Raw genomic sequence first — 25,030 nt, forward strand, 5'->3', positions numbered from 1 at the left:
AAAATAAAAAATGGTTAATTATATAGATTTAAAAAAATTAATTTTTCCTTGGGTTTCTTCAAAAGAAATTCCCAGTATTAAATTAGATAATTTGACATTAAATAGCAAAAAAGTAACTCAAAATACTTTATTTATTGCTATATCGGGAAATAAACAACACGGAAAAAAATTTATTTTTGAAGCAATTCAAAATGGATCTACAGCCATACTTGTAGAAACAAATAATATGCGTAAACATGGAAAAATGTATTATGTTAATACAATACCGATAATTTATTTTTATCAGTTAAATCGTCATCTTTCAGAATTATCAGGTAAATTTTATTATCATCCGTCAAAATATATGCAATTAATTGGTATTACAGGGACAAATGGAAAAACTACAGTGGCATATTTTATTACACAATGGCTGAATTTTTTAGGAAAAAAAAGCGGTATTATGGGTACTTTAGGATATGGGCAGATTAACAAACTTCATAAATCCGAAAACACTACTTATTCTGCTATTAAATGTCAAAAAGTTTTAAAAAATTTTTTGAAAAAAAATATTCGCATTATTTCTATGGAAGTATCTTCACATGGATTATCTCAAGATAGAGTAAATTACTTGTATTTTACAATAGCTGTTTTTACTAACTTAAGTCATGAACATTTAGATTATCATAAAAATATGATTCAATATGAGAATTCAAAATGGAAATTATTTTCCGAATTATCTGTATCAAAATATATTATTAATATCGACGATAATGTTGGAAAAAATTGGGCAAAAAAATTTCCTCAAGCTATTATAGTTTCTACAAAATATAATTTATCTAAAAAATTTAAAAATCTTAAAATATATGTAAAAAAAATTTTTTTTCACTGTTATGGAACAAAAATAACAATTGTTTCTAGTTGGGGCACAGAAATAGTAAATGTAAAATTATTTGGAAAATTTAATATTAATAATTTATTAATTGCCTGCGCTGTATTATTAATACAAGGACATTCTTTTACAAGAATTTTAAATTATATTGAAAAAATTCATATGCCTCAAGGACGTATGGAAATATTTTATTTGAAAAAATTACCTAAAATTATTATAGATTATGCTCATACTCCAGATGCTTTAGAAAAATTGTTAATTACAATAAAATTGCATTTTAAAACAGATATGTATGTTATATTTGGATGTGGAGGTAATCGAGATCGTGAAAAGCGTGCAATAATGGGTAAAATATGCGAGAAATATGCTAAAAATATTATCATTACAAATGATAATCCTCGATATGAAAATGAAGAACAAATATTTTCTGATATTAAAATTGGAATAAAAAATTTTAATAATGTTAAATTTATTCCATCTAGAAAAAAAGCTATAAAATTTGCTGTTCAAAACAGTAATAAAAAAGATATTGTTATGATTTTAGGAAAAGGTCATGAAGAATATCAACAATTTTATTCTCAAAAATATTTTTATTCAGACAAAATTGTTGTAAAAGAAATATTAAAAAAAATCATATGATTCCTTTATATTTAAAAGATATATCTTGTATTTTGAATGTTCCATATATAGGAAAAAACTGTAAAATTCATACAATATCTATTGATTCGAGAACAATTAAAAAAAATCAAAAATGTATTTTCGTGACTATTCAAGGAAAAAAAAATAATAGCGAAATTTTTATACATGAAGCAATTAAAAATGGAGCCATTGCTATTTTAAATACCAGATTATTACCAATTGATATGCCTCAAATTATTGTTCGTAATACCATAGAAGCTTTAAGAAAAATTGCCAAGTGGTTGCGTAATAAGATTAATGTCAAAATTGTTGCAATTACTGGATCATGCGGTAAAACTTCAGTAAAAGAAATGGTATTTAAAATTTTGAATATATGTGAAAAAACACTTGCAACAAAAAAAAATTTTAACAATACCTTAGGCGTATTGTTAACATTATTAGAATTAAAAAAAGAACATAAATTTGCAGTAATAGAAGTAGGAGGCAGTCGATTCAATGAAATCCAACATTCTTCATATTTAATACGCCCAAATTTAATATTAATTAATAATATTGTAGAATCACATCTACTAGGTTTTCGCTCTTTGTATGGCGTTTCTCAAGCAAAAGGAGAAATTTTTTCTGGCATGTTAAATGACAGCATGATACTTTTAAATTCTGATAGTCATAATTGGTCATTATGGAAAAATAAAATAAAAAATCAATCAGTTTTTTGGTTTGGATTAAAAAAATGTCAGAAAAATTTTTTTCATTTAATTGATATAATCCAAAAAAATTTAATAACAAAAATACGATTAAATACCCCAACTGGAACATTAAATATTAAACTAAATACAATAGGAAATCATAATATATCAAATGCTATAGCAGCAAGTATATTATCGTATTTATTAGGCGTAAATTTATGTACTATAGCATTTGGATTAAAAAATTTTTTTTCATTTCCAGGAAGATTATTTCCTATTTTTTTAAACAAGAATCAAATATTATTCGATGATAGTTATAATGCTAATATAGGATCTATGATTGCAGCTATTTCAGTATTAAGAAAAATGCCAGGATATCGCGTAATAATTATTGGTGATATGTTAGATCTTGGTGTAAACAACGGAATTTTTTTTCATAAAAAATTAGGAACAGTTTTATCGCAATCTAATATTCATCGAGTTTTTAGTATTGGCTATATGAGTCAGTATTCAAGTTATATAAGCAAAAAAGGCAAACATTATTATGATATAGAATTATTATTACAAGATATTATGCAAATTCTCAACCAATATCCGATAACTACTATTTTAGCGAAAGGTTCACATGATACTCAAATATATAAAATAGTGCAAATATTAATAAGGAACACTAAATATGCTAGCATTTTTATTTGAAAAATTAATGCATATTTGTTCTGTTTTTAATATTTTTTCATACTTAACAGTACGTGCTATTACTGGTTTATTTACAGCTTTTTTCTTATCACTTTGGTTTGGTCCTTACATTATTGCTTTCTTAAAAAAATTTCAGATTAATCAAATTATTCGCACAGATGGTCCAGAATCTCATTTATATAAAAATGACACTCCAACAATGGGAGGAATTATGATTTTAGTTACAATCATTATTTCTACACTTGTTTGGTGTCGTTTATCTAATCCTTATGTTTGGTACGTGTTATATATATTAATAGGGTATGGAATAGTAGGATTTTATGATGATTACATGAAAATTATCAAAAATAATTCTAAAGGGTTATCGGCAAAATGGAAATATTTTTGGCAATCAATTATAGCAATAATTATTGCTATTTTAATATTTTTAAAATATCAAAATTCTAACGTTACACAGCTGGTTATACCTTTTTTTAAAGAGGTTATGCCTCAATTGGGATGGTGGTATATTATTACTACTTATTTAGTAATTGTTGGAACTAGTAATGCAGTGAACTTAACAGATGGTTTAGACGGTTTAGCTATTATGCCAACAGTTTTTATTGCTTCCGGTTTTTCAATAATATCATGGATAACTGGAAATATACATTTTGCTTATTATTTAAACATTCCTTATATTCAATTTTCCGGGGAATTAGTAATAATATGTGCTTCTATTGTTGGAGCAGGCTTAGGGTTTTTATGGTTTAATGCATACCCTGCGCAAATTTTTATGGGCGACGTAGGATCATTAGCTTTAGGTGGAGGATTAGGAATAATTTCTGTTTTAGTAAGACAAGAAATATTATTGTTTATCATGGGTGGAATATTTGTATTAGAAACAATTTCTGTTATTTTACAAGTAATATGTTTTAAATTTTTTGGTCAAAGAATTTTTCGTATGGCGCCAATTCATCATCATTATGAATTACGAGGATGTCCGGAACCTAGAGTAATAGTACGATTTTGGATTATTTCTTTTATTTTGGTTTTATTAGGGATTTTAACATTAAAAATGAGATAAAATATAAATGATATCCTATTTAGGAAAAAAAATTATTATTATTGGATTAGGAAAAACAGGGCTTTCCTGTATAAATTTTTTTTATCGTCAAGGTGTTAAGCCATGGTTAATGGATGAAGATAATTCACCAAAATTTTTAAAACAAATTCCATCGGATCTTCCCTGTCATTTAGGAAGTTTAAATATAGCATGGATATTAAAATCTACATTAATTGTGATTAGTCCAGGAGTACCTTTATCACATCCATCATTAATTGCTGCAAAAAAAGCAAAAATAGAAATTATTGGAGATATAGAATTATTTGCAAGAGAAGCACAAAAACCAATTATAGCCATTACTGGATCTAATGGAAAAAGTACGGTAACAGCAATGCTCGGAAAAATAGCTTCTTATGCAGGTATCCCAGTAGGTATGGGAGGTAATTTAGGTACACCAGCATTAAATTTATTAAACAAAAAAGACTGTCAATTATATATTATTGAGGTATCAAGTTTTCAATTAGAAAGTACATTTAAGTTAAATACATTAGTTTCATCAATATTGAATGTTACTCATGATCATATGGACCGCTATCCTTTAGGAATAAATCAATATCGTGCATATAAATTAAAAATTTATAGCTATTCAAAAATAAACTTAATAAATTTAGATGACCCATTAACATGGCCAATTGATAACGATAATAAAAATTGTGTAGGATTTTCAAAAAATTCAGGCACATATCAAATTAAAAACATTCACAATGATATGTGGTTAGTAGCAAACAAACAAATTGTATTAAAATGTTCACATATGAAAATACGAGGTTATCATAATTATATGAATGCATTGTCTGCATTAGCAATTGCAGATATTGTAAATTTTCCTCGTATAGCTATCGTAAAAGCATTAAAAAACTTTTCTGGATTATCACACAGATTTCAATTAGTCTTAAAAAGAAACAATGTTATTTGGATTAATGATTCTAAATCTACAAATGTAGAAAGCACTAAAACAGCTTTAATGTCAACAAATACTCAAGGAAACATTCATTTGTTATTAGGAGGCGATAGCAAATCAGCTAACTTGTTAACATTGTCAAACATTTTAAAAAGGAAAAAAGTTAAGTTATATTGCTTCGGAAAAGACGCATATCTATTATCTAAAATACATACTAATGCGGAAGTTAGTTGTACGTTAAAACAATCAATCATAAAAATTAAAAAAAATATACATTCCGGGGATGTCGTACTATTATCGCCAGCTTGTTCTAGTTTAGATCAATTCAAAAATTTTAAAGATCGGGGAAATCGTTTTATTCAACTTGCAAAACAATTTGGATAAATTAAATATGTATAAATGAAATATAAGTATAAAACAAATGAAGTTGCAAATATATCATTTTATGATAAAAAATTACTATTTTTAATTTTAGTGTTAAGTGTGATCGGGCTTATTATGGTTGCATCAGCATCTATATCATTTGGCAGTAGATTACATAATGATCCATTTTATTTTACAAAACGTAACTTTTTTTATTTTTTAATATCTTTTTTAATATTTTTTCAAATATTAAAATATCCAACAAGTTCTTGGGAAAATTATAGCCGAATAAATTTATTTGGAACTCTTTTTTTATTGTGCACCATATTTTTATATGGAGATACTATTAATGGAGCAACAAGATGGATATCTATAGGATCATTACATTTTCAACCTTCAGAATGGTCTAAGTTAGTATTATTTTTTTATATTTCACATTATATAGTAAGAAAAAAAGAAGAACTTAAAAATACTTTTTGGGGTCTTTTTAAGCCTATTATTATTACTTTAATATTTATAATATTACTACTTATGCAGCCTGATCTTGGAAATGCGTTAATTTTATTTTTTACTACTTTAATTTTGTTATTTTTAGCAGGAATTAAATTGTGGCAATTTTTTTCTATATTTTTATTCGGATTATTAACTATTACGATATTAATCGTTTATAAGCCGTATAGAATACGCAGAATATTAGCTTTTTGGAATCCTTGGAACGATCCTTTTGATAGTGGATATCAAATAACACAATCATTAATGGCTTTTGGAAGAGGGAAATTTTTTGGTACCGGACTAGGTAATTCTATACAAAAATTAGAGTATTTACCGGAATCACATACAGATTTTATTTTTTCTGTTTTAGGAGAAGAACTTGGATATTTAGGATCAATACTAATATTATCTATGATATTTTTAATGTCTATACGTACACTATATATCGGAAAAAGATCTTTAAAAAATCACAATAAAGTACCTGGATATTTTTCTTATGCAATAGGAATATGGTTAAGTTTGCAAACAATTATGAATGTCGGAGGAGTTATAGGTATTTTACCGGTAAAAGGATTAACTTTACCTTTAATCAGTTATGGAGGTTCCAGTTTAATTACTATTTTAGTATCATTGGCATTTGTATTAAGATTAGATTTTGAATTACGTTTAAAAAAATATCAAGCAATTAATTTATGAAAAACAAAAAAAATATACATATTTTGATTTCAGGTGGAGGTAGCGGAGGTCACGTATTTGTAGGATTATCAATTGCTAAACATTTAATCAATCTTGGATGTAATGTAACTTGGTTGGGAGCTAAAAATAAAATAGAATCTCAGTTAATACCAAAAAATAAAATTCCAATTGAATATTTTTATGTCAGCGGATTTTGTGGAAAAAATATTTTTTTAAAATTCATTAGTATAGCGAAATTGATATATGCTTTATTTAAAGCGAAAATTTTCATAAAAAAAATAAAACCAAATGTTGTTTTTTCTATAGGAGGATATGCGTCTTTACCAGGAGCTATAGCTACGTGGATGCTAAAAATTCCATTAGTAATACATGAACAAAATACAATCCCGGGATTAGCAAATTATTTTTTATCTAAATTGTCTAATTGTCAAGTATTGCAAGCATTTCCAAACACTTTTCCAGATTCTAAAGTAGTAGGAAATCCAATTAGAGAAGATATTTTAAAAATATCTTCTCCTGTAATAAGATTTCAAAATCGTTCCGGACCTTTAAGATTGTTAATATTAGGAGGTAGTCAAGGAGCGACTGTATTAAATAATATTATACCATCTATTTTAAAAATATTGCCAAATAAATTTCACATAATACATCAAACAGGATTTAATGAATATAATAAAGTAAAAGAAAAATATGATAAATTGTTAAATACTAAAAATTATAAAATTTTTACATTTATAGAAGACATTTATACAGCATATAGCTGGGCGGACTTGGTGATCTGTCGCTCAGGAGCTTTGACAGTTAGCGAGATTGCTCACATCGGATTAGCTGCATTTTTTATTCCATATCCTCACAAAGATAATCAACAATATTGGAATGCTAAAATCTTAGAAGCTATAGGAGCAGCTAAAATTATTTTACAAAATAAATTTACAAAAAAAAATGTTTTGAACTTTTTATGCGATTGGAATCGAGAAAAATCTTTCAAAATGTCTAAAAAATCAAGAGGCGCAATAATAGAAAACTCAACTAAAAAAATTATATACGAAATTTATCAGAATATACAAGTATAAAATAAACTTTAATATTATTAATAATATGATTAAAAATGATTTGTTTTTTTCAAAAATTTTAAAATCCGATAAAATTCATTTCATTGGAATTGGAGGTGCCGGTATGGGTGCACTTGCAGCATTAATGAAAAATTTAGGATATAACATTAGCGGATCAGATATTATTGAAAATTCAATCATCCACGATCTTAGAAAACTAGGTATAAAAATTTTTATTAAACATTCCCAAAATAACATTTTTTTTTCTAAATTAGTTGTAGTTTCCAGTGCTATACCAGAAAATAATGAAGAAATTTTTGCTGCAAAAAAATTTAATATTCCAATTATTAAAAGAGCAGCAATGTTGTTTGAATTGATGAAATTTAAATATAATATTATTATTTCTGGAACACATGGAAAAACAACTACGACTGCAATGCTTTATCATATTTTTAAAGCAGCTCAATTAAATCCAACGTATATAAATGGCGGCAAACTAATAAAAGATAATACACGCAGTTATTTAGGTACAAGTCGTTATTGGATTGCTGAAGCAGATGAGAGTGATGCTTCTTTTTTATATTTTAAACCTAAAGTAGCTGTAGTAACTAGCATTGAAGCAGAACACTTAAATGCATATGAAAATCAATTCAAAAATTTAAAATCTGCTTTTATTAAATTTTTAAATAATACATCTTCAGGAGGATATGTCATATTATGTCTTGATGATCGTGTTATTCAAAATATTATTCCAAAAATTAATCGGAAAATTGTTACGTATGGTTTTAACAAAAATTCTGATATTTATATAAAAAAATATTACCAAAAAAATTTTATATTTACTGCTGAAATATATATTAAAAAAATTAAAAAACATATATATTTACATATTAAAACTCCTGGAAAATTTAACATTCTAAATGCTACTGCAGCTATTTCTATAGCAATAGAAGAAGGTATTCATAGTGAGGTGATTTTAAATGCTATGTTAAAATTTCCAGGAGTTTATAGAAGGTTCAATTATATAAAAAATTATAATTTAAAAAAAATTAATAAAAAAATAGGAGAAATTGCATTGATTGATGACTACGGACATCATCCTACTGAAATAAAATTAACTATTCAAATTGTTAAAAAATTATGGTGTAATAGAAGACTAGTCATGGTCTTCCAGCCACACCGATACACACGTATGAAATTTTTATACAGAGATTTTATAGAAATTTTATCTACTGTAGATATTTTATTATTGTTAAACATATACCCCGCTTTTGAAAAACCTATTGCTGGTATAAATAGCAAAGTTTTTTGCAAGAATATTCGTAAATTGAAAAAAACGCATGCTGTATTCGTTCCAAATATAAATAATTTATATAAAATATTAAAAATTTTACTCCTCAGTCAAGATATACTGCTATTACAAGGGGCTGGAGATATTGAACTGATATTCAAAAAATTAATTAATAAAAAAATTTAAATTTTAGAAAAAATAAAATATATAAAGATAATAAAATTTTAATGTTTAATACAAAAACATATCAAAAAATTAAAAAATCATATAAATTTATTTTTTTATTTGTATCTATAGGATGTATAGTTTGGTTTTTTTGGAATATAGTAAAATTTTCTAACATTTTGTTTATTTTTCCATTATCTAAAATCATTATTAAAGGAAACCAGAACTTTACTACAGTAGAAGATATTAATCAAATTATTTTAGGTATAAAATATTCTAAAAAATTTATTCAACACGACATAATTACTATTCAAACTAATATATCTAAAATTCCATGGATTCAAAAATCGAGTATAGAAAAAAAATGGCCAGACTCTCTAATTGTGCAAATTCTTGAATACATTCCTATAGGATTTTGGAACGATATCTATTTCATAGATGTGAACGGAACAATTTTTTATGTGCCTAAGAAACGATTAAATAATATTAAAAATTTACTAAAAATATATGCACCGCAAAATAGTGAAAAAATCGTTTTGCATGTGCTATTAAAAATAAAAAGTATTTTGGAAAAAGAGCAAATATCTTTAAATACAATTTATATCGGAGAACAATTTAACTGGGATTTAACAATAGAAAATAATTTAAAGATAAGATTGGGACGGTATGATAAAATATATAGATTACAAAGATTTGTAACGATATATCCAGTATTATTAAAAATAGCTCAGAAAGAAAATAAAAAAATGAAGTATATAGATCTTAGATATAATTCAGGATTATCAGTTGGATATAAATAATCAATTTAATAGTACAGGCAAACTTTATGACGAAAGAGACGAATAAAAAACTAGTAGGACTAGAAATTGGAACGTCTAAAGTCGCTCTTCTTGTAGGAGATATTTTACCTGATGGAATTATAAAAATTATTGGATCAGGAAATTCTCCTTCTAAAGGAATTGATAAAGGTGGAGTAAATGATTTAGAAGCAGTAGTACAATGTGTACAACAAGCAGTTCACCAAGCTGAAATGACAGCGAAATGTCATATCGAATCTGCTTATCTTGCTCTTTCAGGAAAACACATTTCATGTCAAAACGAAATTGGCATGGTGCCGATTACTGAAGAAGAAGTGACACAAGAAGATATAGAAAATGTTGTACATACTGCAAAATCCGTACGAATAAAAAATGAACATCGTATTCTTCATGTAATTCCACAAGATTATACTATCGATTATCAAGAAGGTATCAAAAATCCAATTGGATTAGCAGGCGTACGAATGCAAGCTAGTGTTCATTTAATTACGTGTCATAACGATATGGCAAAAAATATGATTAAAGCTGCACGTAGATGTGGAGTAAAAATAGATCAATTAATTTTTTCTGGATTGGCATCTAGTTGTTCGGTGTTAACCGAAGATGAAAAAGAACTTGGGGTATGCATAGTAGATATGGGCGGAGGCACCATGGATATTGCAATTTACACTGCCGGAGCGTTACGCTATACAAAAGTAATTCCATATGCCGGAAACATAGTTACTAAAGATATTTCATATGCTTTTGGCACACCCCCTTTAGAAGCTGAATCAATTAAAATTCATTACGGATGTGCTTTAAAATCATTAGTCAATAAAGAAGAAACCGTAGAAATTGCTAGTTTAGGAGGTAGACCTACAAGAAGTTTACAAAGAAAAACTCTGGCAGAAGTTATCGAACCAAGATATACAGAGTTATTACATTTAGTTAGCGATGAAATTTTAAATTTGCAAAAACAATTACGTTCTGAAAAAATTAAACACCATTTATCTGCAGGTATAGTGTTAACGGGAGGTGCATCCCAAATCGACGGATTATCCGATTGCGCACAACAAGTATTTCGTATGCAAGTACGTATTGGAAGACCTCAGAATATCTCAGGATTAACTGAATCTGTAAATCATCCATATCATTCAACAGTAGTAGGTTTATTACATTATGGTAAAGAATACGTTTTTAATAAAGATATTGAAACAACAGAAAAATATACTTTTTTTGCAAATTGGATAAAAAAATTTAATAATTGGATTAAAAAAGAATTTTAAAACTTGAAAATTAAGTCAAATCAATTTTTTTGATGCGATTAGTTTTGGAGATATATTATGTTTGAACCAATGGAATTAACTAGTGATGCAGTCATTAAAGTAGTTGGAATTGGAGGTGGTGGAGGAAATGCAGTTGAACATATGGTACGCGAATGTATCGAAGGCGTCGATTTTTTTGCAGTTAATACTGACGCTCAAGCATTAAAAAAAACTGAAGTCAATCAAACAATTCAAATTGGCAATAGTATTACAAAAGGTTTAGGAGCTGGTGCAAATCCAGAAATAGGGAGAAATTCTGCAGAAGAAGATAAAGATGCGCTTCGTGCCATGTTAGAAGGCGCCGACATGGTATTTATTGCTTCGGGTATGGGTGGAGGTACCGGTACAGGTGCCGCTCCAGTAATTGCGGAAATTGCTAAAGATCTCGGAATTTTAACCGTAGCAGTAGTTACAAAACCATTTCACTTCGAAGGTAAAAAACGTATGTTGTTCGCAGAACAAGGTATTGATTTACTTTCGAAAAGTGTAGATTCTTTAATAATTATTCCAAATGATAAATTATTGAAAGTATTAGGTCGCGGAATTTCATTGTTAGATGCATTTAGTGCAGCAAATGATGTATTAAAAAATGCAGTTCAAGGAATTGCAGAATTAATTACACGTCCGGGATTAATTAATGTAGATTTTGCCGATGTAAAAACAGTTATGTCAGAAATGGGGTATGCTATGATGGGTTCAGGTACTTCTAAAGGCGAAAATAGATCAGAAGAATCATCTGAAATGGCAATTTCTAGTCCTTTGTTAGAAGATATCGATCTTTCTGGAGCACGTGGAGTCCTAGTAAATATTACTGCAGGATTTGATTTACGTTTAGATGAATTTGAATCTGTTGGAAATACAGTACGTTCTTTTGCTTCAGATAATGCTACAGTAGTAATTGGAACATCGTTAGATCCTAATATGAATGAAGAATTACGTGTTACTGTTGTAGCAACTGGAATTGGGATGGATAAAAGACCTGAAATAAAGTTAGTTAAAAACGTAGACGTTAATAAAAAAAATATCGATCATTTTACCTACAATTACCCTGCACAAGGATCATCTCTAGATAACAAAACTCTTATACATAAAAAGTTGTTAAATAACAAAAAAATAATAGAAGATAATCTTCAATCTGATTACTTAGATATTCCGGCTTTTTTACGTAAACAAGCAGATTAATTTTTATTAAAGAACGAAACAAGCAAAACTGCTCTCTATTACTATGTTAGTATAAGTAAAGCAATATATGATTAAACAAAATACTTTAAAAAAGTCTATACAGTGTACAGGGATAGGGCTTCATTCAGGAAAAATGATTACGTTAACACTTCTTCCTGCTCCAGAAAATACTGGAATTATCTATCGACGTATTGATTTAGTACCTCCGGTAGAATTAGTTTCTCATATTGATATGATTAAAAATACCAAATTTTGTACGTCTTTAGAAGATAAAAATGGAATAAAAATCTCTACTATCGAACATTTAAGTGCTGCTTTATCAGGATTATGGATTGACAACATTGTTATTGAATTAACAGGTTCCGAAATTCCTATTATGGATGGCAGTGCATGGCCTTTTGTAAATTTAATATTACGTGCTGGAGTTAAAAAATTAGCATATGAAAAAAAATTTATATATATAAAAAAATTAGTACGTGTTGAAAAAGAAGATAAATGGATCGAGGTTGTTCCACATAATCAATTTACTTTAGATGTCACTATTGATTTTAATCATCCAGTAATATCTGCAACATTACAAAATTACTTTTTTACTTTTTCTATTAAATCTTTTATTGAGAAAATTAGTCGCGCTAGAACTTTTGGATTTTTAAAAGATATAGACATTCTAAGATCTCAAAAATTAGCTTTAGGATGCAGTTATAATTGTGCGATTGTTATAGGCGAAAAAAATATTTTAAATCATCATGGACTACGATTTGATAATGAATTTGTACGTCATAAAATACTTGATATAATAGGAGATTTTTTTATACCAGGTTATAATATTTTAGGAGCTTTTAGAGCTTTTAAACCAGGTCATACAATGAATTATTTATTACTTAAAAAAATTTTAAAAAATAAAAACACCTGGGGATTAAAAAAATTGAAAAAAAATTCATAAATTATTAAAAATAAAATTCAGTTACTTTTTAAGTAAATGTAATTTATAATTATTAAAAATAAATATAAAATATTTTAAATATTTTTTTTACACATAAAATATTTATTTCAAATAAAATTTTTAAAATATTAAAATATAAAATATATCGTATTTTATTAAGTAGTATGTATTATTTAATATATTTTAATTTTTTTATTTATTAATTATCTTAAATAAGAGTAATTGTTAATATTTTAAAAAATTTTAATTAGTATAAAATATATTTTTTTTAAAATATTTTTAATATAAAATAATTTTTAATTAATAAATTAAATTTTTTAGTCAAAATTAAAATTATTATTTCAGTAACAAATAAAAATTATTACATAATCATTCAAAATATTTTAAATATTAATTTAATCGTAAAAAAAATCAGATAAATTTATTTAAATATTATATTCAAATATACATTATCATTTAACAATAGTAATTTTTAAATAAAATAAATTTTCATAAAATTCTATGCAGAGATATGTTCAGAAAATTTTTTAATAAAATTCTTGGAAATACTAATGATCGAGCTTTAAAAGAAATTCAAAAGCTCGTTTTAATAATCAATCGATTCGAACCTCACATGGAAATTCTTACTGATCAACAACTATCTAATAAGACTATAGAATTTAAAAATCGTATTTCAGATGGTTGTAGTTTAGATGTTCTATTACCAGAAGCATTTGCAACTGTGAGAGAAGTCAGCAAAAGATTATTTAATATGCGACATTTTGACGTTCAATTAATGGGCGGGATAGTATTAAATCGCTGTTGTATTGCTGAAATGAGTACCGGAGAAGGTAAAACTATTACTTCAGTTTTACCAGCTTATTTAAATGCTTTATTAGGGCATGGTGTACATATAGTTACTGTAAATGATTATTTAGCAAAAAGAGATGCAAGTAATAATCAACCTTTATTTGAATTTTTAGGATTAACTGTTGGTGTAAATCTATCTGGTTTAACTATTTCAGAAAAGCGTCATGCCTACTTATCAGATATTACTTATGGTACAAATAATGAATATGGGTTCGATTATTTAAGAGATAACATGATTTTTGATATAAATGAAAAAGTACAACGTAAACTATATTTTGCATTAATCGACGAAGTTGATTCGATTCTTATTGATGAATCTCGTACTCCATTAATTATTTCAGGCCCTACTAACAATAGTTCAGAAATTTACTTAAAGATTAATCAATTAATTCCCAATTTAATTAAGCAGGATCAAGAAGATTCTGATACCTTTCAAGGTCAAGGGCATTTTTCAATAGACGAGAAATCTCGTCAAGTTAATTTAACAGAAAGAGGCTTGATATTAATCGAAAAATTATTAATTAAACATAAATTAATTAATAAAGAAGATTCTTTATATTCTTCTAGTAATATTACACTTATGCATCATGTGCTTTCTGCATTAAGAGCGCATACATTATTTTTTAAAAATGTAGATTATATCATAAAAAATAATACAGTTATTATTGTTGATGAACATACTGGACGTACAATGCCTGGTCGTAGATGGTCTGATGGATTACATCAAGCAATAGAAGCTAAGGAAAATGTACCAGTGCATAATGAAAATCAAACTTTAGCATCAATTACATTTCAAAATTATTTTAGATTATATGAAAAATTATCTGGAATGACAGGTACTGCATATACTGAAGCTGAAGAATTTAAAGCAATTTATAAATTAGATACTATTGTCATTCCTACAAATCGACCTATTATTCGTCAAGATTTGTCCGATTTAGTATATATGACAGAAAAAGAAAAATTATCTGCAATTGTAAAAAATATACAAGATTGTTATTTAAAAAAAATTCCCGTTTTAGTTGGCACAATTTCTATTGAAAAATCTGAAAAAATTTCAAAAATATTAAGATCAATAGGAATTAAACATAAAGTGCTTAATGCAAAATTCCATGAATTGGAAGCAGAAATTATTTCTCAAGCAGGATATCCTCAAGCTATTACGATAGCTACAAATATGGCAGGAAGAGGCACGGATATTATCCTTGGAGGAAATTGGAAATCTGAACTTATAAAATATAAAAAAAATTTAAATAGAACAAAAGTTAAAGAAATTAAAGAAGCCTGGAAAGTTAGAAATCAAACAGTCATCAAATTAGGCGGTTTACATATTATTGGTACCGAACGTCACGAGTCACGTCGTATTGACAATCAATTAAGAGGTAGATCGGGTCGTCAAGGAGATCCTGGTTCGTCGAGATTTTATGTATCTATGGAAGATAATTTAATGAGAATTTTTTCTTCAAATCGTATTATACAGACTATGCAAAAATTAGGTATGCGTTCCGGTGAAGCAATTGAGCATAAATGGATTACAAAAGCTATTTCTAATGCACAAAGCAAAGTAGAAAATCGTAATTTTGATATGAGAAAACAATTATTAGATTATGATGATGTTGCTAATGAGCAGAGAAAAGCTATCTATCATCAAAGAAACGAAATTTTGTATTCTGAAAATGTTCAAGAAATAATTCATAATATACGTAAAGATGTATTAAAATATTTTTTCAAACAGTATACTACGCAAGAATCCCATGTATCATTAAAAATAAAAGATTTGCAAAAAAAAATAAAAGAAAACTTTGATGTTTATTTATCAATTGAAGTATTACAAAATAATATTCATGTAATATATCAGCGTACTTTGGAAGAAATGCTAAAAAATTATCAAAAAAAAGAACAAAAAATTGGTTATAAAACTTTAAGAAATTTTGAAAAAAATATTATGCTAAAAACTTTAGATACTCTTTGGAGAGAACATTTAGCATCTATAGATTATTTAAGACAAGGGATACACTTAAGAGGATATGCACAAAAAGATCCAAAACAAGAATATAAAAGAGAATCGTTTACTATGTTCGAAAACATGCTATATACATTAAAACATGAAGTAATTAAAACATTAAGTACAATCAAAATAAATTCATTTCAATTTAAAATAAGCAAATGCAAGTAAAATTTTTTTAAATGTTATCTTTTAAACGAGCACGCAATCTTTTTATAGCTAAACTATGCAACTGACTGACACGTGATTCTCCAACTCCTAATACTAAACCGATTTCTTTTAAATTTAATTCTTGTTGATAATATAGATTCAATAAGACTTGTTCGCGTTTAGGCAAATTACGAATTTCTTGAATAATTTTCATTTTTAGAGTATTTATTAACAATAATTGACATGGATCTTTAGTGTCTTCAAGTATATTAATCCCTTTAAAACCAAGAGTCTCTTGGTAATTACCTAAATCTTCTAAAGAAAAAATTTGACTGCAATTAGTTTCTTGAAGCATTTTTTGATATTCTAATAAAGATACTCCGAGTTCTTCTGCTATTTGCTTTTCGGTAGCAGATAATCCTAATTTTTGTTCTAATCTTTGTATGGCAGATGCAATATCTCTTGCATTTCTTCTAACACTACGAGGAACCCAGTCACGCTCTCTGAGTTCATCTAGCATGCTCCATCGAATTCTGGAACGAGCATACGTAGAAAAACTCGCACCTTGATTAATGTCAAAATTTTCTATAGCAGAGAGAAATCCTATCATTCCTGATTGAATTAAGTCGTCTAATTCAACATTACTAGGAAGTTTAACTTGCAATCTTAATGCTTCATGACGAATCATAGGTATGTATTGTTTCCATAAAAAAATATCATTTTTGTTTAATACATATCCTGATTGAGTATACACAGTATTTGTATGCATTTTTATCTCATTTATTATAAATTTGTTATTTTATATATTGTATGCGAATAATAATTTAATAATTTATGCTTAAAATAGATATTTTGCATTTTTTGAGGTCAGATAAGAAATTTTATAAAATATATTTTTATTAAATTAAATATTTTTTGTTCCTAATTTATTAATTAAATTACTTTCGAGTACTACCATAGCACATGCATACTTGCGTTCGTCAGTTAAACTAAGATGTATATCAGTGATATTTAAATCTTTTAAAAGATTTTTGGCTATTGAATTTAATTTTAAATAAGGTTTTCCCAAATGATCGTGGAAAATTTCAAAATGCGCAAATGATAATCCTTTTCGCATTCCAATGCCTAGTGCTTTACTTGCTGCTTCTTTAGCTGCTAAATGTTTTGCAAGAAAATAAATAGATTTTCTGATATGAGTATTTAATAATCCATAATATTGAATTTCTTCATTCTTAGACAAAATTTTTTTTATAAATCTATTTCCATAATATAAAATAACTTTATTAATTCTTTTTATGCTTACAATATCTATTCCTATTCCGATTATTGTCATGTATTACGTGCCATATATATAATATTTTTCATTTCTTGAATAGATTTAAAAATACCTAATATTATACTTCTGCTAATTATAGAATGTCCTATATTAATTTCTTTTATATTTTCAATTTTTGCAATGTCATAAACATTAAAAATATTTAATCCGTGTCCTGCATGTACTTGTAAACCAAGGTCATTGCAATACTTAGAGCAATTTTGAATTTTTTTTAGTTCTATTCGTTTGTTTATTAAACTATTTTGATTTGCATATTTTCCCGTATTTATTTCAATACAGTCTGCAGAAATTTTAGAAGCAGCTAAAATTTGTTCTTTTATAGGATCTAAAAATACAGAAACTTTAATGCCAATATTTTTTAATTTTAAAATTAAATTATGTAAATTTTTTTTTTGTTTAATGATATCAAGACCGCTTTCTGTAGTAATTTCTGCTCTATTTTCTGGCACTAAACAGCAAGAATTTGGAAGTAATTTTTGTGCAATATTAAACATATTTTCTGTAGGAGCCATTTCTAAATTAATTTTTGAATGTATAATTTTTTTTATTAAAAAAAGATCTTTTTCATGAATATGTCGACGATCTTCGCGAAGATGCATTGTAATGCCGTCTGCTCCTGCAGATTCAGCAATTATAGCAACGTGTACTGGACTCGGATCTTTCCCTCCACGTGCATTTCTTAAAGTAGCTACATGATCGATATTAATACCTAAAGATAATTGAGACATAAATTTAGTTTTAAAATTTTATAATGATAACGAATAAAATATAAATATAAGTATATTATGTTTTTGTCAAGAAATATTATTATATATTCTATTTTTTAATTAAAAAATAAATTTAATTTAAACTATATTTAATAATATTAAAGCTTTTTTAGCTGCAGATTGTTCTGCTTTTCTACGCGTAGTACCGCGTCCAATCGTCTGTGTATTTAATCCATGAATTAAGCAATATATAATAAATTCTTGATTGTGCGATTCTCCTTGGATTTCTTTTAAAGAATAATTTGGTAATGGATATCGATTACTTTGCAAATATTCTTGTAATCTTGTTTTAGGATCTTTTTGTATATTTCCTGGTTGAATAATATTCAATCTTGTTTGATACCAATGAATAACTGTTTTATAAGTTGTTTGTATATTACTATCTAAAAAAATTCCTCCTATTAATGCTTCTATTGTGTTAGATAAAATAGATTCACGTTTTCGACCTCCTGTTTTAATCTCTCCAACACCTAAAAGTAAATAGTTGCCTAAGCAAAATTCATTTGCAATTTCTACTAATGTATAACCTCTTACTAAAGAGGCACGCATTTGACTTAAATCACCTTCTGCAATATTTAAAAAATTACGATATAATACATCTGAAATAATATAATTTAAGATAGAATCACCTAAAAATTCTAATCTTTCATTATGTTTATTACTAAAACTACGATGTGTTAAAGCTTGCTGCAAAAGTGTATTTTTTTTAAAAATATATCCTATTTTTTTTTGTAATGTTCTTGCAGTATCTATCTTCATATAAATAAGTAAATTTTAATTAATTAAAATTGTTTTTTGTTTAATTAAAAATATTTAAAATATAATTTATAAATCGTTATTGTATCTTTCCAATACGATGTATGCGTATTCCAGTAGGCCATTGATTTTCTTTTTTTTCTAAACTCATCCAGATTAAAAAAGCTTTTCCTACGACGTTTTTTTCAGGTACAAAACCCCAATATCTACTATCTGAACTATTATCACGGTTATCTCCCATGACAAAGTAATTACCATTAGGTACCACCCAATTACCTAAGCTTTGGTTAGATTGTGCATAGTAGTTATTTAATTGATCTTGATATATTGGTAACGTTAAAATATCATGACTATGATTTTCAATTTTTTCTTTTTTTAATAACATACGAATGCCCATAGAAACAGGTTTGTTAAAATCTAATTCTATAAATTCATTATTAATTTGATTTTTTTTTTGAAATAATAAAGTTTGCACGAAAATGCTTGGTACAGAATAACTATAAGTAGTTGATAAAGAACGTGATGAAGAAATTGTATGTTTTGAAATTACTTGCGGCTGAATAGTAATTTCTTTATTTATTGGATTATATGAGATTTTATCTCCAGGAATTCCAACGACTCTTTTGATATAATCTAATTTATTGTTTAAAGGATATTTAAATACAATAACATCGCCTCTGCATGGAGAATTAACGGATATCATAGTATTTTGTGTAATTGGTTCTTTGATGCCATATATAAATTTGTTAACTAAAATGAAATCTCCAATTAATAAATTTGGCATCATCGAACCAGAAGGAATTTGAAATGGTTCAAATAAAAAAAATCTTACTATAATTACTAACAATAATCCTGGAAACATTGATGCAATTGAATGAATCCAAGTAAAATATTTATTTTTTGTAAATTGAATTAATTTATTGTATTTAGCATCAGAATTAAGTTGTATTTTGTATATTTTGTTTTTTAAAAATTTTATAAAAACCCATAAAATTCCTGTAATTAACGTAATACTAATTAATAGTAAAGAAAATAAATTAATCAAATTTTCTCCTCAAATTATCCATGTATCCATATATTATTTTTTAACATCTAAAATAGAAAAAAAAACCTCTTGAGGTAAGCAAAAGTTTCCTATTTGTTTCATTCTTTTTTTTCCTATCTTTTGTTTTTTAAGTAATTTCTTTTTTCTACTTACATCTCCACCGTAACATTTTGATAAAACGTTTTTTCTTAATTGTTTTACTGTCCCTTTTGCAATAATTTGATTATTTATTGACGTTTGAATTACAATATCAAATTGTTGACGAGGAATTAATTTCTTTAATTTTGCTATAATTTTTTGGCTATAAATATGTATATAATTTTTATGTACTATGCATGTAAGAGCATCTAAAACTGTTTTATTCACAAGTGTTTTTATTATGACAGAGCTAGTTTTTTTGAAAAATTTAAATTTGTAATTTAAAGATGCATAACCTTTAGAAATAGATTGTAATCGATCAAAAAAATTTAATATAATTTCTGCCATAGGTAATTCGTAAACTAACATAACATTCATATCATAATATAACAAATTGATTTGTGTTCCTCTTTTTTCATTACATAAAGTAATTATTTTGCCTAAATATTCTGATGGAAACAAAATATAACATAAAGCAATCGGTTCTCTTAATTCTAATATGTATTTTTTTTCAGGTATTTGAGATGGTGATTGAATGTGCATAATAATTCTATCTTTTGTTAATACCTCATACATCACTGTAGGAGAAGTTACAATTACGTTGATCTTATATTCTCTTTCCAAACGTTCTTGAATAATTTCTAAATGCAATAATCCAAGAAATCCACACTTAAATCCCATACCTAATGCATAAGAATTTTCAGGTTCATAAAAAAAAGAAGAATCATTGTAATTGAGTTTCTTTAAGCTATCTTTTAAAGATGTATATTTTTCTGAAACAATTGGAAATATGCTTGCAAATATTTTAGGAGAAATTTTTTTAAAGCCAGGTAACATTTTTTGAGATGCACGTGAAGCAAGAGTAATTGTATCACCTACAAGTGCTCCATGTATTTTTTTAATAGAACAAGCAATCCAGCCTATCTCTCCACATTTGAGAGATTTGATATTAGTTTTTTCTGGAGTAAATATTCCCATATGAACAACAGAATAAATTTCTTGGGTGCTCATAATTTTTATTTTTACACCTTGTTTTAAATAACCATTTTTAATTCTAACTAATATAATTACTCCAAGGTAGTTATCGAACCAAGAATCTATAATTAATGCTTGCAATTCAGAATCGGGATTTCCACATGGTGGATTTAAATTATTTGTAATATATTCTAAAATGTAAGGCACACCTAAACCAGTTTTTGCAGAACACTGCAAAATATTATTTGATTTAATACCAATAATACTTTCAATTTCTTTAGTAATTTTTTCAGGACGAACATGAGGCAAATCTATTTTATTTAAAATCGGTATAATTTTAATTTGCATTTTTGATGCAATATGAAAATTCGCAATAGTTTGCGCTTCTATTCCTTGAGATGCATCAATAATTAACAATGCACCTTCGCAAGCTGATAAAGATCGAGAAACTTCATATGAAAAATCAGTATGTCCTGGAGTATCAATTAAATTAAACTGGTATTGATTCTTATTTTTTGCTGTATAATCTAGTCTAACACTTTGTGCTTTAATTGTAATACCTCTTTCCTGCTCTAACTCCATAGTATCTAGCATTTGATTTTTTATTTCATGAGAAGACAAATTATTACAAATTTGAATAAATCGATCAGATAAAGTAGATTTACCATGATTAATATGCGCAATAATGGCAAAGTTTCTTATATTTTTCATAAAAAATAAATTTAATTTGAGTTAGTATTAACTTAGTATTAATTAAAAATTTTTATATTTAACAGTTTTACATTATTTTTATATACACGATAATGATATTTTTATCTGTATATATTATGCTTAAATTTAATCATTAAAAATATAATTTAATAGAAAATTTTAAATATAAAAAAATCTAAAATCAATAAAGTTTATATATTGAATATATCATATACTTTATTTGTATAAAGTAAATATAGTTCAATTTATTAATTTTTTATATTACAAAATAAATATATTAAAATAATAACATAAAGTATTAAATAATATATTTTATACATACCTATTTTCATTATTTATTTAAATTGAATTTTTATAATTAAAATTTTAATAAAAATAAAATTTATTAATACTTTAAAAAATATAATTAAATTTTAAATTGAAAATAAAAATTTACTTCTTATTAAATAATAAGTATTATCTATTTAAAACATTTTGAAATTTTATTTTCATTTATCATATATATTTGCAATCAATATTTTAATTATATGAAATATATTAATAATCCTTATATCGTTGGACTCACCGGAGGAATTGGAAGCGGGAAAAGTACAATATCAAAAATGTTTAAAAAATTTAATATACCCATAATAGAATCAGATTTAGTTGCAAAAAATATTATTTTTTTCAAAAAAGACATTTATAAAAAAATAAAAAGTAAAGTAGGAATGAATACAAAATTAAAAAATAAAAATTTTGTTTTAAGAGAATATATTTTTGAATCTAGTCATAATTTATTGTGGATAAATCAATTAATACATCCGATAGTGATTCGAAAAATAAAAAATATAATCAAAAAATATACAAAATTTCCATATATCATATGGGTCAGTCCTTTACTAATCGAAAATAATCTTCAATTTTTTGTAGATCGAGTGTTATTAATTAACGTTGATCCAGATTTACAATTAAAAAGAGCATCGCTAAGAGACAAATTAGAAAAAGAAAAAATATTTAAAATTTTTAATTTTCAAATTTCTCAAGAAAACAGATTACAATATGCTCATGATGTTATTAATAACTATAATTTAGATACAGTAAAAAAAAAGGTTTTTTTTTACACAAATATTATTTAAGTGAATCTATTAAAAAATTAATAATGTTAAAAAATCAACCTTAAATCGATTTGTTTTTTTTAACATAATATATTTATTTTTATGATAAAAAAAATTTTAAAATAAAACTTTGTTATATTTATAATAACGTATTACATTAAAACTCTTAATTTTTATTATATTTAAGCTGTTAAAAATTTCGTAAAAATAAATATTTTAATTTTTAGTGCAACATGCAATTTCATAAAATATTTTGAAATAAGTTTATTTCGGATAAATATTATAAAATATATTTTTATTTATTTTTTAAAAATGAAAAAATTTTTTATAAAAATTTTATAAGTAGTTTTAATAACACAATATTAACCAGTTTGAATAAAAATTTATTAGGTATAAAATAATGTTTACTAAGTTCTTTTTAAATTTATCTCGTCAAATTACGTTATTAATTATTTTATTAATACCACTAAAAATAGTATTTGCTGACAAATTAAATGATATTAAAAAATCAGGAATTTTAAAAGTAGCAATATTTGATTCTAACCCTCCATTTGGAAAAATTGATTTTAAATCACATCAAATTATAGGATATGATGCAGATATTGCTCAAGAATTAGCTAAAATGCTAAAAGTTCAATTGCAATTAATTTCTACTAATCCATCTAATCGAATACCACTATTGCAATCAGGAAAAGTTGATTTAATAATTGCGGATATCACCATTACTCCAGAAAGAAAAAAAGTAATTAATTTTTCTATCCCATATTTTTCTACAAAACAAAAAATTTTAACACATATAAGTTCTTCAGATAATTTGCAGGATTACGCGAAGGAACGTATTGGTGTGGTAAAAGGCACTACTGGTCAGCAAACATTAAGTCATCGTTTTCCAGAAGCAAAAATCATTGCTTATAACGATATACCAATGGCTTTTTCTGCTTTAAGAAATAAAAATGTTAAAGCTATTACTCAAGACAGCACTATTTTAGAAGGATTAATTTTTGGAGCTCCCGACCGAAATCAATATAAAATATTATCAAATTCTATTAGCGAAGAAACTATAGGAATAGGTGTTAAAAAAGGGGAAGAAAGATTATTAAACGAAATTAATAAAAATTTGATGAAATTAGAAAATTCTGGAATAAAGAATAATATTTATAATAAATGGTTCAATTTGAATAAATATAAACAATAAAAATAATTTTAAATTATATTTAGGCTATTTATGGAAGAAAAAAAAATACAAGATACTACAAAAGTAGCAGTTAAATTTTTCCAAGTATATAAAAAAATTAATAAAGTACAAATTTTGAATAATATTAATTTAAATATTTTATCTGGAAAAGTTATTGTAATCTGTGGTCCTTCTGGATCTGGAAAATCTACTTTAGTACGATTAATTAATCGATTAGAAGAATTTGATAATGGAGAAATTTTTATTTATGGAAAACCGATATCTAATTTACAAGGTAATGCTTTAAGAAAATTGCGTATGAAAATAGGATTTGTTTTTCAAAAATTTAATTTATATGAAAATCTTAATGTTTTAAATAATGTAGCTTTATCTTTAATTAAAATTCAAAATTGGGAAAAAGAAAAAGCGCACCAGCATGCCATTGAAAAACTGAAAGAAGTAGGACTGCTAGATAAAATTAAATCTTATCCTCATGAGCTTTCGGGAGGTCAACAACAAAGGGTTGCTATTGCAAGAGTTTTAGCTTCCAATGTTCAAATTATTATATTCGATGAACCCACATCTGCATTAGATCCAGAAATGATTAGCGAAGTCATGATAGTAATAAAAAATTTGATTTATTATAAAATTACTATGATAGTAGTAACACACGAAATTCAATTTGCACAAAAAATAGCAGATCAAATAGTATTTTTGTCATCCGGAGAAATTTTAGAAAAATCTGATCCTAAAAATTTTTTTTCTAACCCTAAACATCCGCGTGCTAAAAAATTTTTAAAAAAAATATTATTTCCATTAAAACACACTTAAA

At 25.7% G+C, this 25,030-nt stretch carries 21 protein-coding genes; 15 read left to right on the forward strand and 6 right to left on the reverse strand.

The features are described from left to right. Window positions 1-10 precede the first annotated feature (10 nt). The 12 genes from murE (at window position 11) to secA (ending at window position 16,223) form a co-directional block, all read left to right on the forward strand. Entirely contained in the window at window positions 11-1,507 is a 1,497-nt protein-coding gene (gene murE / locus WIGMOR_RS02885; RefSeq protein WP_014354327.1) for a UDP-N-acetylmuramoyl-L-alanyl-D-glutamate--2,6-diaminopimelate ligase, read from the forward strand. Continuing rightward, window positions 1,504-2,889, forward strand: a complete 1,386-nt coding sequence (murF, locus tag WIGMOR_RS02890; RefSeq protein WP_014354328.1) for a UDP-N-acetylmuramoyl-tripeptide--D-alanyl-D-alanine ligase — start codon at window positions 1,504-1,506, stop codon at window positions 2,887-2,889. The genes murE and murF overlap by 4 nt, the downstream gene beginning before the upstream one ends. Next, complete coding sequence (gene mraY / locus WIGMOR_RS02895) at window positions 2,870-3,952, forward strand: phospho-N-acetylmuramoyl-pentapeptide-transferase (RefSeq protein WP_014354329.1); 1,083 nt, start codon at window positions 2,870-2,872, stop codon at window positions 3,950-3,952. Before murF ends, mraY begins: the two co-directional genes overlap by 20 nt. Before the next feature lie 7 nt (window positions 3,953-3,959). Continuing rightward, window positions 3,960-5,276 (forward strand): UDP-N-acetylmuramoyl-L-alanine--D-glutamate ligase, encoded by a 1,317-nt coding sequence (gene murD / locus WIGMOR_RS02900; RefSeq protein ID WP_014354330.1) that lies wholly within the window; start codon window positions 3,960-3,962, stop codon window positions 5,274-5,276. Window positions 5,277-5,291: 15 nt separating this feature from the next. Further along, the gene (gene ftsW, locus WIGMOR_RS02905; RefSeq protein WP_014354331.1) at window positions 5,292-6,443 is read left to right on the forward strand and encodes a cell division protein FtsW; all 1,152 of its coding nucleotides are present in this window, start codon (window positions 5,292-5,294) and stop codon (window positions 6,441-6,443) included. Beyond that, window positions 6,440-7,516 (forward strand): undecaprenyldiphospho-muramoylpentapeptide beta-N-acetylglucosaminyltransferase, encoded by a 1,077-nt coding sequence (murG, locus tag WIGMOR_RS02910; RefSeq protein ID WP_014354332.1) that lies wholly within the window; start codon window positions 6,440-6,442, stop codon window positions 7,514-7,516. The genes ftsW and murG overlap by 4 nt, the downstream gene beginning before the upstream one ends. Window positions 7,517-7,541: 25 nt before the next feature. Further along, window positions 7,542-8,972: a UDP-N-acetylmuramate--L-alanine ligase gene (murC, locus tag WIGMOR_RS02915; RefSeq protein ID WP_014354333.1), complete on the forward strand. Its 1,431-nt coding sequence runs from the start codon at window positions 7,542-7,544 to the stop codon at window positions 8,970-8,972. A 41-nt stretch (window positions 8,973-9,013) separates the two neighbouring features. Continuing rightward, window positions 9,014-9,751, forward strand: a complete 738-nt coding sequence (locus WIGMOR_RS02920) for a cell division protein FtsQ/DivIB (protein ID WP_014354334.1) — start codon at window positions 9,014-9,016, stop codon at window positions 9,749-9,751. A gap of 26 nt (window positions 9,752-9,777) precedes the next feature. Then, window positions 9,778-11,034 carry a cell division protein FtsA gene (ftsA, locus tag WIGMOR_RS02925; protein WP_014354335.1) on the forward strand — a complete coding sequence of 419 codons (1,257 nt, stop codon included), beginning with the start codon at window positions 9,778-9,780 and terminating at the stop codon, window positions 11,032-11,034. A gap of 57 nt (window positions 11,035-11,091) precedes the next feature. Further along, window positions 11,092-12,255 carry a cell division protein FtsZ gene (gene ftsZ, locus WIGMOR_RS02930; protein ID WP_014354336.1) on the forward strand — a complete coding sequence of 388 codons (1,164 nt, stop codon included), beginning with the start codon at window positions 11,092-11,094 and terminating at the stop codon, window positions 12,253-12,255. Between the two features lie 67 nt (window positions 12,256-12,322). Next, a complete protein-coding gene (gene lpxC, locus WIGMOR_RS02935) occupies window positions 12,323-13,198 on the forward strand; it encodes a UDP-3-O-acyl-N-acetylglucosamine deacetylase (protein WP_014354337.1) in 876 nt (291 codons plus the stop codon). A gap of 511 nt (window positions 13,199-13,709) precedes the next feature. After that, complete coding sequence (secA, locus tag WIGMOR_RS02940) at window positions 13,710-16,223, forward strand: preprotein translocase subunit SecA (protein ID WP_014354338.1); 2,514 nt, start codon at window positions 13,710-13,712, stop codon at window positions 16,221-16,223. Window positions 16,224-16,230: 7 nt separating this feature from the next. Here the strand turns inward: secA and WIGMOR_RS02945 are convergent, their stop codons facing one another. The 6 genes from WIGMOR_RS02945 to lepA all read right to left on the reverse strand — a co-directional run bounded on the left by WIGMOR_RS02945 (window position 16,231) and on the right by lepA (window position 21,930). Further along, window positions 16,231-16,971, reverse strand: coding sequence for an RNA polymerase sigma factor FliA (locus tag WIGMOR_RS02945; protein WP_014354339.1), 741 nt, complete (start codon window positions 16,969-16,971; stop codon window positions 16,231-16,233). A gap of 135 nt (window positions 16,972-17,106) precedes the next feature. Beyond that, a complete protein-coding gene (gene acpS / locus WIGMOR_RS02950; protein WP_014354340.1) occupies window positions 17,107-17,535 on the reverse strand; it encodes a holo-ACP synthase in 429 nt (142 codons plus the stop codon). Next, the gene (locus tag WIGMOR_RS02955) at window positions 17,532-18,266 is read right to left on the reverse strand and encodes a pyridoxine 5'-phosphate synthase (protein WP_014354341.1); all 735 of its coding nucleotides are present in this window, start codon (window positions 18,264-18,266) and stop codon (window positions 17,532-17,534) included. The genes acpS and WIGMOR_RS02955 overlap by 4 nt, the downstream gene beginning before the upstream one ends. 117 nt (window positions 18,267-18,383) lie before the next feature. Beyond that, entirely contained in the window at window positions 18,384-19,064 is a 681-nt protein-coding gene (rnc, locus tag WIGMOR_RS02960; RefSeq protein WP_014354342.1) for a ribonuclease III, read from the reverse strand. A gap of 76 nt (window positions 19,065-19,140) precedes the next feature. Continuing rightward, the gene (gene lepB, locus WIGMOR_RS02965; RefSeq protein ID WP_014354343.1) at window positions 19,141-20,106 is read right to left on the reverse strand and encodes a signal peptidase I; all 966 of its coding nucleotides are present in this window, start codon (window positions 20,104-20,106) and stop codon (window positions 19,141-19,143) included. A gap of 33 nt (window positions 20,107-20,139) precedes the next feature. Continuing rightward, window positions 20,140-21,930, reverse strand: a complete 1,791-nt coding sequence (lepA, locus tag WIGMOR_RS02970) for a translation elongation factor 4 (protein WP_014354344.1) — start codon at window positions 21,928-21,930, stop codon at window positions 20,140-20,142. A 527-nt stretch (window positions 21,931-22,457) separates the two neighbouring features. Between lepA and coaE the strand changes: the two genes are divergently transcribed. From coaE to WIGMOR_RS02985, 3 genes are all read left to right on the forward strand, one after another. Beyond that, entirely contained in the window at window positions 22,458-23,045 is a 588-nt protein-coding gene (coaE, locus tag WIGMOR_RS02975) for a dephospho-CoA kinase (protein WP_014354345.1), read from the forward strand. A 379-nt stretch (window positions 23,046-23,424) separates the two neighbouring features. Next, entirely contained in the window at window positions 23,425-24,219 is a 795-nt protein-coding gene (locus WIGMOR_RS02980) for a transporter substrate-binding domain-containing protein (protein WP_014354346.1), read from the forward strand. Between the two features lie 30 nt (window positions 24,220-24,249). Next, window positions 24,250-25,029 (forward strand): amino acid ABC transporter ATP-binding protein, encoded by a 780-nt coding sequence (locus tag WIGMOR_RS02985; RefSeq protein WP_014354347.1) that lies wholly within the window; start codon window positions 24,250-24,252, stop codon window positions 25,027-25,029. Window position 25,030 lies beyond the last annotated feature (1 nt).

This window comes from Wigglesworthia glossinidia endosymbiont of Glossina morsitans morsitans (Yale colony) (genome assembly GCF_000247565.1).
GTDB lineage: Bacteria > Pseudomonadota > Gammaproteobacteria > Enterobacterales > Enterobacteriaceae > Wigglesworthia > Wigglesworthia glossinidia_B.